We start from the raw sequence: 15,772 nt of genomic DNA, 5'->3' as shown, positions 1-15,772 counted from the left end.
ATTTGTTGTTTATTCAGATGCTCAGGCATTAATTGGAATGGCTATCATATAAATAGTAATTGATTTTTTGGAGTGCGACGTGACAGTTTTTCCAAGCTCATTGACTTCGTCCAATGGTTGCCAAGGTTGCAAAAACACTCTTGAGCTGGATATAGATTTTACATTCGCTTTTCAACCAATTGTGGACGTGCGTGATCAATCAATTTTTGCACATGAGGCGCTGGTGAGAGGCATTAATGGTGACGGGGCGCTGTCAGTGCTGGAAAAAGTAACCGATCAGAACCGTTATCGATTCGATCAGCTCTGCCGCGTGCGTGCTATTTCCACTGCTGCGCAACTTGGAATGACTCAACACCTATCAATTAACTTTTTACCCAACGCCGTTTACCGTCCAGAGTTGTGCATTAGAAGCACGTTGGAAGCCGCCCGAGTTCATAACTTTCCGCTAGATCGGTTGATTTTCGAAACAGTCGAAAGCGAATGCGTTGATAATAATCACCACCTGACCAACATTCTGCGTGAATACCGGGAATTCGGCTTCAAAACAGCAATTGATGACTTTGGGGCAGGATATTCAGGGTTGACACTGTTGGCAGACTTTCAACCGGATCTTATAAAACTTGATATAGCGCTAGTGCGTAATATCCATCGTGATCGCTCCCGTCAGGCTATCGTTCGTGGTGTTGTCATAATATGTGCAGAGCTGGGTATTAAAATCATTGCAGAAGGAGTCGAACACGCCGAGGAACGGGATTTTCTTACCGACTGCGGAGTTTATCTGATGCAGGGGTTTTGGTTCGCCAAGCCTGCGTTTGAAGCAATGGCTCTGGTCGCACCCAACGCGTGGAATAAAGCATAGATTGCCTTAAATGCGCCATGGCCAAGGCGCTAATGATAAAGCTCTTGCCCTGCATCTGAGTATCAATATCAAAATATCCTCCGTAAGGGATCGATAGCTATCCAGGGTGACAGATCAGGGGGCTGCTAAAATACAGTTAGAGGACGGCGCAATAAAAAAATGAGTAGCTATGCTTGGTTTGATACTAGACTCTTTTCGCAACGTTCCGAAGGTAGGCGCTTGAGATGCGAGACATTGGAACAGGGGATAAGGTTAAATTGGCAGGTAGCCATCCGCTCTTCATATTGAATGCTGAAAGGGTAGAGAACTTATTGCTATATGGTAGGGTGAATACAGCCCGACTGGGGTGTTTAAAAATTAATATTGTACTTTGCGAGTGAGTAGGGAAATGAATCTTACGTTCGAAGAAGCATCGATACAAGCATTGTTGGGCGCGCTAGATCAGCTGGATACTCTGAACTTCGGAATAATTGGCTTTAATGACGCTTCAGAAGTGGTAATCTACAATATTTTTGAAGCTAAAAGTGCAGCCTTGCGACAGGCACGTGTTTTAGGTAAGAATTTATTTTTGGAAATTGCTCCCTGCATGAATAACGCCATGGTCGCCCACAGATTTGAGAATGAACCTGAGTTAGACGTGATCATTTCTTACGTTCTGGCGCTTAGAATGCGGCCAATCCCCGTCAGATTAAGACTACTTAAAAAAATTGATAGTAATACCCGCTTCCTACTGGTTGAATGGGCATAAAAATGAGTAGCATTGAGCAGGACAATGACTCAATCGAGTCAGAGTACGAAGCATTACTTTCATTCATGTATCTATCGCCAGTAGGACTGGTAAGAACCGACCCCCGCGGAAAAATTGATATGCTTAACCCCATGGCAACACAATTGTTGATGCCATTGGTTAAGTCTATCGGCCTTGAAAATCTGTTTGAAACACTTTCTTCCGTGGCACCTGAATTACGTAACCTTGTAACGAGTTTTAGAGAATCTTGCGGGTCAATATGTGTAAATCATAGAGTTCACGTGTCGTCCGCAGCCGACGGAGGTATTGTTCTCGCATGTACAATTGTAAAGGTCAACGACGAGGTTCTGATAACTGTTCTGACTGATGTCTCTTGCCAAGTTGCAACTGAAAGGAGACTAAGGCAGACAGACTCATGGCTGGACGCCATCTATACGATTGTTAACGATTTCGCAGTCCTCGGTTTGACTAAACAGGGAATAATTAATAGCTGGAGCCCTTCGGCAGAGCGTTTAACTGGTTACACGGAATCCGAGGCAATTGGTGAGACGTTGCGCCGGTTCTGTAATTTATCCGCCTTGGAAGTTGATATTTTGGATGAGCATCTCACATTCGCACGTGAAGAAGGTTGGCATTCACGAGACTATCTTTGCCAACACAAATCAGGACAGAATTTTTTTGCTCAAACAATGATCGCCGTTCTGCGTGAAGAAGATGACGAGTTTTCTGGCTATACCGTTGTGTTTCGAGATATCACCGAGCGAAAGGTGTCGAGTGATAATCTGGCCAATTTGCTCACTAAAGACCACCTCACAGGCGCAGTTAATCGCGCTCACTTTTTTAACTTGGCAGAGAAAGAGTTTGCTCGGGCAAATCGATACGAGCACTCAATATCGATAATCATGCTAGATGCCGATCACTTCAAGCATGTTAATGATAGCTGGGGGCATCCCATTGGCGACGAAGTTCTTAAGTCTATAGTGAAAATTGCTGAGGGAGTTCTTCGTCCCGGAGATACTATAGCTAGGTTTGGGGGCGAAGAGTTTGTCGTTATGTTGCCTAAGATCAACAGCCTCGAAGCGTCAGTTATTGCGGAGCGACTCAGGAGCAGCATTGAGGCATCTAGTGTCGATGCTGGTGGTGAGGAAATAAAAATCACAGTCAGTATTGGGTGTGCCTCGATGAATGAATCGCGATCCACTCTCAAACAGTTGTTAATCTCCGCAGACAGTGCGCTCTATCACGCAAAATCCAAGGGTAGGAACTGTATAGTTGATATTGATGACTTCTAATTGACGGTACCTCGTCGGTTAACAGGAGATAGGTCGCAAAGCCATTACTGAAGATATCGAGGATATGTATCAGCTATTCCCGGAGCTGAAGGAAAGACGCAAGCAGCAAACGGGCACCATGTCCGGCGGCGAGCAGCAAATTGTGTCCATTGCCCGGGCGATTATGTCCCGTCCGGAGTTGTTTATTTTGGATGATCCGACAATGGACTTTCACCGAAAATGTTGAGGTTTTGCTGGATACCCTTCGAGAGATCCGCTCGCGTAAAACGCCAATCCTGCTAGTCGAACAGAAAATAGTGGAAGCCATCCAGATGGCGACCCGGGTGTATGCGATTTGCGTCGGGGAGATCGTTTCCGTGTTGGCGGGGAAAAGCGTGACCGAAGAATCTTTGAAAGGCATCTATCTAAGCTAGTTCAGGAGTTTCGAAAGGCACGGATCTCTTTACGCTTCACCGGGCTTTGCGTTTTCTCCTGTCCAAGTAGGGGCGGGCCGCTCATCATGAGGCCCCGTTGCCTTACTGGCCACCTTCAATCCAAGCCGAAAGTTCGAGCTGTTTGTCGATGTAAGTCTTTCATGTATGAATCTAATTTTGGTAATTTGAATGGCTGCTTCTGGCCGCAAGCGGAGTGAGATCGAGCTAGCACAAACGATCAGATTCCACGAAAAATCTGTTGAAAAAGCACTTACCCCCATCCCGCCGACGGGCTTTGTGTCCGTTTTTTATGCAAATCCAGATGTTGTGCAAAAGATCCTGTAGCCCAGGCGGGCCATGGGGCTCCGCTGGCGATCGGTCGTTTCATTTTTGTGCAAAGTTTGGCAACGAAATGCGGCGTGATTGCACGGCGTTCTATGAGTAGTCAGCGAGGATAGGAGCGCTAGAGCCGGGGTTTAGAGGGGCGCGCCTTGGAAACGTCCATGGCCCAAGGCTTCTGTAGATAGATTGTTGAACAAGGCACCGTAGCGGGTTCAAGCTCAAGGCTAGATGTCAGAATCGCAGAGGTCGACGGTCATCTGGCCTTTACCATATCGATGAACTCCCACCTTGAAGTCGGCCTGGCAACCCTTGGTCCACGATCACCAGCGGACAACCAACGTGCGTCTGCAGTAGAAAAATAAAAGCAGCATCAGTCGTTCCGAAGTCCAAGGACTGAAGGCCGATTTCTGCCAAGATTTCTACCGTCAACATGCACAGGGTTGGGTCGTCATCAACAAAAATTACCCACCCCGTAAGCGATGGTAGATTGCATCTTTTAACTTCCACGCTCGTTCCTTAATTAGCTCAATTCCACCACAAGGCAGAGAAGTTCAATGTAGGCGCCTGCTTGCTAATCCGCGAAAGTGACAGTGCCATTTTCAGCTGGTCGAGCTCCTAGAATGAAAAAGGCCTTAAAGCGTTAGATATATAAATAGGTACGCTACCATGCTTTTTCCTCGCCCTCGACTATACTAGTCTTCGCCATTAGGAGGACTTACATGAAGTGTTTGATATGCAACGCTGAGGCGCCCTCGCAACTTAGGCCTGGGCTCTGGATTGAAACTCGCTGCGTGGCCGGGTGTGGTCATTTTCGGATATCAGCCGAATTAATGGGCAGGCTGTTCTCATCGAAATCTGGTTTTGATATCTCGCGCACTCGAGCCTGGCTTGAACAGGCTCGCGTGAACTACTCGGTGCCGCAAATATCTGGTTATGACTACAGTGTTTCATTACTTGGAAACAGCTAGCGTTAAATCTCTTCTTTGAACTCTGATGCTGCGCCAGATAGAAGCGTGCAATCTCAAGCGGCTGAGGTGATGGATGCTGTCACGGGCTTGCGTAACTTATCCAGTCGAGACCATTCGTCGAGGCTTTCACGATAGAAGCGCCAGAGATCGAACAAGCCGTAAATTGCAGATGCACTTGAGCGCTGGAATGTTATGCGTTTCGCAAACATCCACCACCTTGTTGCAGCCTTTCGCTTGCATCGCATGCCAGAGCTTGAGATGAGCGTCGACGGAGAGGGCCGTGCCGAAGAGCTGCCGCGCGCGCATATCTACTAAAGCGGGGGAGGCGCCGGAAAGGTGGTCTGTCGCTGCCTGCGACATCTTGGTGGCGCGGAGTTGGGGGACTTCGCATAAAGCTATACGGGTCATCGATCAATTGTGGCCCACTGTTCGCGTTGCATCCGTCCCTGGAGCGCTTACTCGCCCTAGTCTTATGCGAGGTTAGCGGGAGCAATATCCGCTCGCTGACAGGTTTAAGGGACAGCAGGTATTGCCGCATCACTCGTCCTGACGACGGGTGTAATGCAACAGCCGATCGGTTTCGGTCTTGACCACCAGGTAGCACTCGCAGCTGAGCCGTTCAAGGCGCGCTCTGTCCAGAACCGTGATTTGGCCCCGGCTGTACTCGATGACGCCTTGACGCTGCAGTTTTCCCGCCGCTTCCGTGACGCCTTCGCGGCGCACGCCCAGCATGTTGGCGATTAGCTCCTGGGTCATGTTTAGGCGATTGCCGTGCAGGCGATCCAGCGACAACAGCAGCCATCGACACAATTGCTGATCGATCGAATGGTGGCGATTGCACAAGGCGGTCTGTGACATCTGCGTGATCAGCGCCTGGGTGTAACGCAGCATCAGCAGGAGCAGATCACCATGACGGTTGAACTCTTTCTTGAGTTTTTGCCCCGGCAGGCGAAATGCACCACCGGCACTTTGCACCACAGCCCGACTGGAGGTGCTTTCGCCGCCCATGAACAGTGCAATGCCGATCAAACCCTCGTTACCGACCACGGCGATTTCTGCTGACGAGCCGTTTTCCGTGACATGCAGCAGGGAAACGATGGCGTCGGTCGGGAAGTAAACGTGCCGCAAGGTGTCCCCCGGTTCATACAGCACATCTCCCAGCGCCAGACTGACCTGCTCCAGGTGAGGAACAAGGCGCTGAAGGTCGACGGCCGGTAGCGCCGCCAGTAAATGATTGGGGCTTGGATCGGGGGAGGCATGCATGACAGAGCATCCGTGGCGGAACAGGGCGTGCCCGCTCAGGGTACTCCCATGCATGCCATGGCTGGTGATCAATGTCTATTCATCGGCGGCATGCTCGAATTCCAGCGCTTGGGGCCTAGGTGACCGCGCGCGACAATCTACCCGGACCCAATGCTCCAGTCCGCCGTCATCCAGTGGCAGCGCAGCGTCATTCAATGGCTGGCCGTCGAGGGTCATCGAGGTGAAGGTCGAACTGCCCTGACGCACATCAAAGTGGTAGAGGGTTTTGCCGAAGCGGTAGTGCAAGACAAAGCCCGGCCAGTCGACGGGTATCAGTGGTTCGATCCTGAGCGTGCGGCCACTGCGTTGTACGCCCAACAACGACTCGACAATCAGCCGGTACATCCAGCCCGCAGAACCGGTGTACCAAGTCCAGCCCCCTCGGCCGGCATGGGGCGCGGCGCCGTAGACATCCGCGGCCATGACATAGGGCTCAACTTTATAGGTGTCGATTTGAGCGTTGTTGGAAGGCGCGGCGGGATTGATCAGATTCAGCAGTTCCCATGCTTTGCTGGCTTCACCCAACTGCGCAAACGCCATACCCGCCCAAACGGCAGCATGCGTGTACTGACCTCCGTTCTCGCGCACGCCAGGCACGTAGCCCTTGATATAGCCGGGGTCCAGGGTGCCCTTGTCAAACGGTGGATCCAGCAGCAGCACGGCGCGGATGTCACGTTTGATCAGATGCTCATCCAATGCCTGCATGGCCTTGATCTGGCGGACGGCAGAGCCGGCCCCCGACAACACTGACCAGCTTTGAGCAATGGAATCGATACGACATTCTTCATTGCTCGCCGAGCCGAGCATTTGTCCGTCGTCGAACCAGGCGCGGCGATACCAGGCGCCGTCCCAGGCCGTTTGATCGAGGTTGCGTTGCAGTGTCACCGCGCTGTCGCTGCAGCGTTTGGCAAATGCGTGATCACCGTGCTGGCGAGCGGTCACCGCAAATTGCTCCAGCACCTGATAGCTGAAGAAGCCCAGCCAGACACTTTCACCTGCACCCAGGTGGCCGACGCGATTCATGCCGTCGTTCCAGTCCCCGGAGCCCATCAGCGGCAACCCGTGATGACCGCGGCGCAGGCTGTGTTCGATGGCGCGCACGCAGTGTTGATAGAGGGACTCTCGCAGGGGCGATTCACCGGGGAGGTCATAGTAGGACTCTTCTCCAGCCGCCAGTAAGCGTCCTTCCAGGTACCCGACGGGCTCTTCCAGTACACCCACATCGGCGGTCATTTCGACATAGCGGTTGGTGGCGGCCACCAGCCACAAAAAATCGTCGGAGCAGGCGGTGCGGACCCCTCGATTCATCGGCGGGTGCCACCAGTGTTGCACGTCGCCTTCCGCATACTGATGGCCGGCGCACAGCAACAGGTGCGCGCGCACGGCTGCCGGATCGGCATGGATCATCGCCATGCTGTCCTGCAACTGATCGCGAAAACCGATGGCGCCACCTGACTGGTAGTAGCCGCTTCGGGCCTGGAAACGGCACGCGATGACCTGATACATCAACCAGCCGTTGACCATGACGTCGACCGCAGGCACGCCCGTTTCAATACGAATCGCCCCGAGCAATGAGCGCCAGTGTTCCCGTACTTTATGCAATTCCTCGGCGGCCACCAGGCTGCCTCGATAACGCTGCACCAGCTGGGTGGCGGCGTTACTGGAAGACGCCGCCCCCAGACGCAGGATGACTTCCCGGGTATCGCCCTCGCCGAGTTCGATCGACACTTGCAGGGCGGCACAAGGGTCCAGACCGCCGCCCATGCGCCCGGACAGACCGGCGTGCTGCATCGCTGCCGGTGAGGCGAGGGTGCCACTGCGGCCAATGAATTCAGTACGGTCACCGCTGACACCGTGATCGATCGTGTCGGTGTCGAAGAACGCCACCCGCTCGGAAAACTCCACCGAGTAGGCGTTGCGGGCGAAGAAGGCCCCGCTGGCGGGATCCGATTGGGTGACCACATGCATCGCCGATTTGCTGCGCAGATCGCCCAGCACCCATTCCACATACCCTGTGACCGACAATGACCGGCGGCGTCCCGAGCGGTTGCTCAACACTAGCCGCGAGAATTTGATCGGCGCATCCAGCGCCACGTAGATCCATAGTTCGCTGTAAATGCCGTCTTCTTCATGTTCGAACACGCTGTAACCGAAACCGTGACGGGTCTGGTACGGGCCTTGTCCGGGGCAGGGTTGAGGCGCTGCAGACCAGAAGTGTCCGGTCTCTTCATCACGCAGGTAAATGGCTTCGCCGCTGCGATCAATGACCGGATCGTTGTGCCAGGGCGTCAGGCGAAATTCGTGGGCGTTTTCGGCCCAGGTATAAGCACTGCCGGCTTCCGAGACCACCGTGCCGAGATGTGCATTGGCGATTACGTTGACCCAGGGCGCGGGTGTCGGATCGGGCGCGAGCCCGGTGATGATGTACTCACCGCCATCGGCGCTGAAGCCGCCATATTCGTTGCTCAACAGCAGGACGGGACGGTTCGGTCGTACCGATGCCGGCCGAGCCTGAAAATGCCGGGTCGCCACAAACGGCGCGTGCACCGGTGATACTTTGCGCCGATGAATCTGTTCGGCCAGGCCGCCCAGATCTTCGTTCAGCACCAGCCTGGCAACCGAGAGGAACAGCACGCGATCCTCATTCGACATCTGCTGCGCGGGGCGCACAAAAATTCCGCCCGGGCGATCCAGCAGAGTGGCTTCACTGCCTGAGGTGATAAGGCCCAGGATTGCGTCCTGCAGTTGCTGGCGATAGCCCGCCTGATCCTCGTTCCAGATCAGCAAATCGACCACCAACCCTTTTTGTCGCCAGTAGGCGTGGGCCTGAATCAATTGCTGCACGAGGGCAATGTTGTCCAGGCTCTGGATTTGCAGTAACACGATGGGCAGGTCGCCGGAGATGGCCTGCCCCCAAAGCCCCGGCTGATTGCGGCGATTGGCAATCAGCAGCGCATGGTTGGCGCGCATCGAGGCGTTCGCATAAAGCAACGACGAGGCCATCTGCTCGAACAGACGGGCATCGGACAACGAGGCGTTGAGCTGACGCAAAAGCACCTGGCTATGGGTCCAGGACAGGTCGAACACGCGGTCGGCGAGGTGGCGGTCGCGGTATTTGTTGATGAGGTAAAGGCAGTCATCACGGCTGTCGGCGACACCGGTGACCAGGTCGATGGTGGCCTGTTGACCGGGTTGCAGGGTAATCCTGCAGCGAATCGCGATCACCGGATCGAGCACTGGGCCTGCACTGCCTGACAAGCGCTGGCAATCGGCATCAAGGGCGGCAGGTGACACAAGGCTGCGTCCTCGGCCGATGAACCGGGCGCGATCGGTTTCGTACGAGATCGCATCGATGTCCACCCCGTGTGCCGCCAGCAAATGGCACATCCACGGCGTCGGTTCATCGCTGGCCCGGGGGCGGCGGCTACAGATAATGGCCTGAAGCGCTGGCAGTAATTCGGACTGCACGAACAGCTTGCTGAACGCCGGGTGCATCGCGTCGTTGATCGGGGTTGTCAGCACGACTTCGGCGTAGGTGGTGATCTCCAGTGTCTTGGCCGAAGACGCTCGGTTGGTGACATGCAGGCGGCGCAGTTCGATGTCGTCTTCAGGCGAGACAACAATCTCCAGGTGCGTGTCGAAATCCAGGTTGCGCGCACGGAACTCTGCACGGGAATCGCAGAAGATCGCCTCGTGGCTCTCGGGTTGATGCATCGTCGGCTGATGCGCAGCCGACCAGACCGTGTTGCTCTGGACATCGCGCAGGTAGCAGAACATCCCCCAATTGTCCTGTGAGGTGTCTTCCTGCCAACGGGTGATCGCCATTTCATTACGCCGGCTGTAACCACCGCCGCCGCTGGTCAGCATGACGTGGTAGCTACCGTTGGAGAGCAACTGCACGGCCGGACGCTTGCGTCCTGGATCGGAGAACACCCGAAGCCCCGTATCCTGGCCTTGGCCAACATCGCCGAGTACCGGCGACTGTGCGGTTTGCAGGTACGGCGCGGCGGATTTCGGCACCCGCTCCTGGAGCAGCAGCAGGGCTGATCGCAGCGCCGGGTCGGCCTCGAATCGCTGTTGCATGGGTTGATCGAGCAGTCGGCTGGTCAATGCCAGCAAGCTCATGCCCTGGTGGTGAGCCATGAACGACCGGACCACAACGAAGTGTTGGCCGCGGGGTAAGCGGGCCTCGGTGTAATCCACGGCTTCATACAGACCGAAACGTCCAGCGGAGCCTTGCAGGGCGAGGCGTTGCAGGTTTTTGCAGGCCGCATCGGCATCGACCATCAACGCCAGGGCGCTCGCGTAGGGCGCTATCACGACGTCATTGCTCAGCCCGCGCTGGAGCCCCAGGGCCTGAACGCCGAAGGCGCGGTATTGATAATTGAAGTGCGCGTCGACGGTGGAGTAACCCGACTCCGACACGCCCCACGGAATGCCCAGCCTGTTGCCCTGTTCGATCTGCACCAACACGGCGGCGCGGCAAGTCTGGTCCAGCAGGCTGCCCTCGAAGTTGGGCATCACCAGCATCGGCATCAGGTATTCGAACATCGAACCCGACCAGGACAGCAACGTTGGTACGCCCGCGTTTTCACTCAGCAACCTTCCCAGGGTGAACCAGGCGCGTTGAGGGATTTGTCCCTGAGCGATGGCCACGTAATTGGTCAGCCGCACCTCGGACGCCAGCAGGTCGTAGTAACCGGTGTCGAGCCTGCGCTCCTCGGCGTTGTAACCGATGACAAACAGGTCACGCTGGTTGTCGTAAAGCAACGAGAAATCCATCTGCGCTAGCGACGTCGCCAACAACACCAGACGCTTCAGGGTTTCAAGGCGCTGCGCGGCGTCACTGCGGACCCGCTCGATTTCAGGGTGATGCTCTGCGGCCCAGTCGGCGGGGTTCAGGTCGGCCAGTTGACGCAAGGTACGAGGCGATTCAATCGTGACCGAGGGGGCAGGGAGGCGATAGCGCTGCAGTTCTTCTGTCCAGTCGATGCATTGACGGGTAAACGCTTCTCGCCAGTAGAGGCTTTCCTCGTCGGTGTCCGCTTGCTTGTCCGTGACCATGATGCGAACCGTGTGCAGCAGGTCTGCCAGCGCTTCAGGGGTCGCAGCTTGCGAGACCGGTTCAAGGCCTTTTCTCAGTTGCAGGGCGAATTCATCCGACCCCGAGGCGCGTTGGGAATCTGCAAGGATATCCAGGGTATCGCGCAGGCCCTTGATCACGGCAGGGCCGAACATCGGGGCGTCTGCAAGCTGCGCAATGCCGGTGCTCAAGGTCAGCAGCAGGCCCGCCAGGTTACCGCTGTCGACGGTGGAGACGTAATGCGGACGCAGCGGCTGGAGGGTCTGTGTGTCGTACCAGTTATAGAAGTGCTGCCGATAACGCTCCAGCCCGTCCATGCTGTCCAGCGACGCCGCAAGCCGGGACAGCAGCCGTTCGGTGCTCAAGTAACCGAAATCGTGAGCGGCCAGGTGGGCGAGCAGTGACATGCCCATATTGGTCGGCGAGGTGCGATGGGCAATGGCAGGCCTGGGTTCTTCCTGCACGTTGTCCGGTGGCAGCCAGTGATCCTGAGGCCCGACGTATTGATCGAAGAACGCCCAGGTTTTGCGCGCCAACAACCGCAAGAAGCGCAAGTCGTCCGTCGACGGTGCGAACACCGACTGCTTGGGTGCCGAACTGAGCCACCAAGCGATCCAGGGGCCCACTAACCACGACAGCAGCAGCGGACTGGCGATGGCCAGCGTCTGCGGATCCTTCACCAGCAGGGCCAGTGAGATCAGGGCCGACACCGGCGCGATCCACATCTGGCGATAAAGGCCGGACAGTCGGTTTTCGGTGGTGCGCTCCACCTCGCGCGAGGGCTGCCATTGCAAAAGCCGGCGTCTGCTGAAGCCGATTCGCCAGAGCGAGCGCAGGATGGCGTCGGCGCTGTAGAACATCTCGAAGGGCAGCCAGGCGAGCGTCAGACCAGCCCGGGCGAGGTCTTGTGCCAGATCATCCAGCTGCGCCCTGAGGTATTGTCCATAGGGCACATTTGCGGGGGGCTGCATCAGATCGGTCACCGCTCGCAGCAACGGTTGAATCACCATCAACCCGATGACTGTCAGGGTCCAGTTCATTGGCTGACTGCTGGCAAACCAGCCCCATGCGAACATCAGCAATAGCGCCAGCGGTTCCAAGCTGCGTCGCAGATTGTCCAGAATCTTCCAGCGTGCCATGACGCTCAGCCTGTTGCGTACCCACTTGCCGTCGGCGTTACGCGCCCAGGGCAATGTCCACGGCAGCAGTTGCCAGTCGCCGCGAACCCAGCGATGCCGTCGTTTGACATCGGCACCGTAGCGCGAGGGGTATTGCTCGTAGACTTGCACGTCGCTGAGCAGGCCGGATCGTGCATAACACCCTTCGATCAGGTCGTGGCTGAGGATCTGGTTATCCGGCAAGCAACCTTCCAGGGCGCAGGTGAACGCGTCCACGTCGTAGATGCCCTTGCCGATGAAGGAACCTTGGTGGAACAGGTCCTGGTAAACGTCCGATACCGTCCGGGTGTAGGGATCGACGCCGGCATCACTGCCAAACAGCCGGGCGTAGATCGAGCGTGTGGCGCTGGTCAGGCTGATGCCCACTCGCGGCTGCAACACCGCGTAGCCGGAAATGATCTGCTCGCCGTCACTGTCGAACAACGGACGATTCAACGGGTGCATCATGGCCGCCACGCATTGGCGAGCGACATCGCGCGGCAGCAGGGTGTCGGTGTCCAGCGTGATCACGTAACGCACCCCGCGCAATGGCGTGATGTCGCCGACGATGGCGTTGAAGCGTTCCTCTCCACGGCCACGCAAAAGGGCGTTGAGTTCAATCAGCTTGCCGCGTTTGCGCTCGTGGCCCATCCACACGCGTTCGCTCGCGTTCCAGCGACGCGGCCGATGCAGCAGAAAGAATCGGTCGCTGAGTCCGTCCGCGTATTTTCGGTTGAGCAGGGTGATTGCATGGGAGGCCTGTGTGAGCAGCTCGGCGTCTTGCGGTTGAGACTCTTCAGGCGCATCCAGAAAATCGCTGAGCAACGCGAAATACAGGTTGCTGTCGCGGTTGGCGAGAAACCGCACTTCAAGACCTTCCGCCAGTTCGTCCACATCGGCCAGGCTGGCGATCAGCGTCGGAATCACCACCAGGCTTCGCGCGCCATCGGGAATACCGTTGGCAAAATCCATTTTCGGCAGCGTCGTCGGCAACAGACTGAACGTCACCAACCAATTGATCAGGCTGATCGCTAGTCGGCTGGTCATGATCAGGCAAGGAATCGCCATCAGCAGAAGCGCCACATCGGGCATCCCGTCGCGCTGCGCGGAGGATAGTAAAGGCCAGGCGAAGATGAGCGTCAGAACAGCCACCGGCGCCAGATAAAACATCAGCGGTGACTGCTGCAACAACCGTTTCCAGCGCTCATGAAGCGGCACCCTGGCATTGAGTCGTCGCTCCAGCGTCGGCAGCCCTGCGCTGATCAGGTAATACCCGACATGGCGGGCCAGCAGTTCGCAGGGGACTGAAGCGGCTCCTGCTGCGGCGAGATTGATCGCGGCGCGGGCGACCTGGATTTCCGAGTGCTGGGGGCTTCTGCGGGCAAGGCGTTCTATGACATGCCGATAGCTGTCGCGGGTGCTGAAATCCATCGCCCGGTAAATTTCTGCCGGATCCTCATTGAGAATCTGCTCGACATGACTCATCGACTCGACGAACTCGCGCCAGTCCGTAGCGGACAGGAGGCGCAAGCTGCCGATGCTGTTGCCAATCGACACCTGATCCGCTGCCTGTTGTTGCGCATCGAGTTGCACCTGGCGTTCGATGCTGGAGCCTGTCTCACTCAGCATCTGCTCGATCCAGTTCAGCGCCAGGGCCAGTGCCGCGCTTTGGCCCTGCAGGCGGCGGGTGAATTCGGCGACAAAGGCGGCGCTCATCGGCGGTGCGGAGCGGGCCATGTCGGCAACGGTCAGCACCACGCTTTTGATGTCTCGTTCCGAGGTTTCGATCAGGCGTTCGGCCCAGTCATCGGCCAGGTTGCGCTCGTTGGCGTTGGTCATGACCCTCGAGGCCACTCGCCGCAGGTTTTCGATCAACGCCAGACGCAGCATGATCGGTATCGCCCACAGTTCGCCCAGCGCAAGTGGCATCACGGTCTGATAGGAAAAAATGAAGCGGCTCAGGCTTTCCTCATCGACTCGACCGTCGCCGTGGGAGATGGTCTCCAGCGCGATGTCATAGACGCGAGGCAGCCCCGCCGACGGGCCGTTGATCAGGCGTGGCAACTCACGGCTATAGCCTTTGGGCAGGTGCGTTCTGGCGGTGCGAATGTTTTCATCGATCAGATAGTAATTGTCCAGCAGCCATTCCGCTGCCGGCGTCACTCGCCGACTGGAAATTTGCGCGTTGGCCAGCGCCGTGCTGCTGCGTTTGAGCAACTCCTCGTTGTCATCGAGCCTGAGCAGCATCGAGTCTCGTGCGGACAGCGTGGTCAGGCGATGCTGCCCGGCCAAGGCGATGCCGTGACTGGCCATCTGATCGGCGCTGAAAAGCTCCGAGCGCAATATGGGCTCGTATTTGAATCGAGGTGGAGGAAACAGACGGGTTCGCCAAAAATCGGACGAACGAGAAAATACCTTCTGTAGGCGTGTCCATATGCTGTTCATAAGGTCCTGAGCCTGAAACGCATCATACAATTGCGTGCATTTTTATAGGTGCGCCAACGCATTGCGCCAGTACCGAGCAGCGCTTGGTGGACGTAACTTCTCAACTTGAGTGTGGAGACTTGGAGGGCTGTTCGTCTGTTCGCTGGCGAACATAGCCAGCGCTCCTTGGATGCGGTCCACATTCCAGGCGGCATCGCTCGGACGCGGGGCGTGATTTATCCACTCTCTCCGCGTTTTGTCGGCCCCGCATTGGAGGCTAGTCAACCGCAGGGCGCATTTTTGGCTTTGCCGGCCTGATACGGCTATCAGCGCAGACGAGTAATTCATCCGTAACGGTGTTCGATAGAGATGAACTACCTCCTGCATCCGCACTCAACCGCCCGCCGGACAACTGTTCTTCGATGGCGGTGACGCTCGCCTATGGCAAAAACATGGCATCTATCGACAGCTTTAGAATTGGATCACCCAAGCATTTATTTGAACTGGACGCTACGACAGTGGGAATGTTGACGCTAGTATCATTTAAATGTGTGTCAGGATCCGATGGGAGATTGCGACCAAAAGACGGCATGTTTCCCCCGACAGCTGCCCGCCATGATAGGCAGCAGATGGACTGACGCTGACGCTCGCCGGTATCTGCGGGCCCTCTACCACTTCAGGTCTGACCCCAGCGACGCTTTACTACAGAGTCCGGCCATCCTGATAGAATCGATCAGGTTATAGATAACTCTCTTCTGAGAAATGGTATGAATACAAAATTGATGGAAGATGAGATGCGCCGGGCGCTATTCGGTGATTCTGAGCCCTCTGCTCCGGCAATTAACTCAGACGTGCAGGACACAGTCCCGGATGTTGTGATTGTGCAACCGGTGAAGGCAGCGAAGAAAAAGACAGTCTCAAAAGGCTTCACACCTAGGTTGAGAGTTACGCTCCGTGTGGGAAATGAATTTGAAGGCGAGATGCACGAGATGGTACATGAGGCCGATACGCTGAGTTCCCTAGTTGCAGAACAAGAAGCTACTAAGACGGCCAGAAAAAAATTCAAGTTCGTGGAAGTGGTCTCGGTCAACTCGATGTAGTGGGTACTCTCAGTTAGCTCGCTTGCCTGGCATTGAACCGCATTCGGTTACCGCGGGTCACCCAATAGGTTCGTGTCGATTGAA

At 56.2% G+C, this 15,772-nt stretch carries 8 protein-coding genes; 6 read left to right on the top strand and 2 right to left on the bottom strand.

Features of this window, described 5'->3' with window-relative positions; genetic code table 11:
* Window positions 1-79 precede the first annotated feature (79 nt).
* The 5 genes from rimA to ACA068_RS18305 all read left to right on the top strand — a co-directional run bounded on the left by rimA (window position 80) and on the right by ACA068_RS18305 (window position 3,312).
* Complete coding sequence (gene rimA / locus ACA068_RS18325) at window positions 80-859, top strand: S6 modification regulatory phosphodiesterase RimA (RefSeq protein WP_497303769.1); 780 nt, start codon at window positions 80-82, stop codon at window positions 857-859.
* A 388-nt stretch (window positions 860-1,247) separates the two neighbouring features.
* Window positions 1,248-1,607 carry a hypothetical protein gene (locus ACA068_RS18320; RefSeq protein ID WP_497303767.1) on the top strand — a complete coding sequence of 120 codons (360 nt, stop codon included), beginning with the start codon at window positions 1,248-1,250 and terminating at the stop codon, window positions 1,605-1,607.
* A gap of 2 nt (window positions 1,608-1,609) precedes the next feature.
* Window positions 1,610-2,899 carry a sensor domain-containing diguanylate cyclase gene (locus ACA068_RS18315; protein WP_497303765.1) on the top strand — a complete coding sequence of 430 codons (1,290 nt, stop codon included), beginning with the start codon at window positions 1,610-1,612 and terminating at the stop codon, window positions 2,897-2,899.
* Window positions 2,900-2,963: 64 nt separating this feature from the next.
* Window positions 2,964-3,125, top strand: coding sequence for an ATP-binding cassette domain-containing protein (locus ACA068_RS18310; RefSeq protein WP_497303763.1), 162 nt, complete (start codon window positions 2,964-2,966; stop codon window positions 3,123-3,125).
* On the top strand, window positions 3,091-3,312 hold the full coding sequence (locus ACA068_RS18305; RefSeq protein ID WP_497310689.1) for a hypothetical protein: 222 nt from the start codon (window positions 3,091-3,093) through the stop codon (window positions 3,310-3,312). Before ACA068_RS18310 ends, ACA068_RS18305 begins: the two co-directional genes overlap by 35 nt.
* 1,847 nt (window positions 3,313-5,159) lie before the next feature.
* On the opposite strand, the gene ACA068_RS18300 is transcribed toward ACA068_RS18305, so the two are convergent.
* Window positions 5,160-5,885, bottom strand: coding sequence for a Crp/Fnr family transcriptional regulator (locus ACA068_RS18300; protein WP_497303762.1), 726 nt, complete (start codon window positions 5,883-5,885; stop codon window positions 5,160-5,162).
* Between the two features lie 75 nt (window positions 5,886-5,960).
* On the bottom strand, window positions 5,961-14,609 hold the full coding sequence (locus tag ACA068_RS18295) for a GH36-type glycosyl hydrolase domain-containing protein (protein ID WP_497303760.1): 8,649 nt from the start codon (window positions 14,607-14,609) through the stop codon (window positions 5,961-5,963).
* A 746-nt stretch (window positions 14,610-15,355) separates the two neighbouring features.
* On the opposite strand from ACA068_RS18295, the gene ACA068_RS18290 reads away from it, so the two are divergent.
* Window positions 15,356-15,688: a hypothetical protein gene (locus ACA068_RS18290; RefSeq protein WP_497303758.1), complete on the top strand. Its 333-nt coding sequence runs from the start codon at window positions 15,356-15,358 to the stop codon at window positions 15,686-15,688.
* The last annotated feature ends 84 nt before the right edge of the window (window positions 15,689-15,772 follow it).

The organism is Pseudomonas sp. LBUM1660 (assembly GCF_059695935.1).
This window is presented reverse-complemented; position numbering and strand designations above follow the sequence as displayed.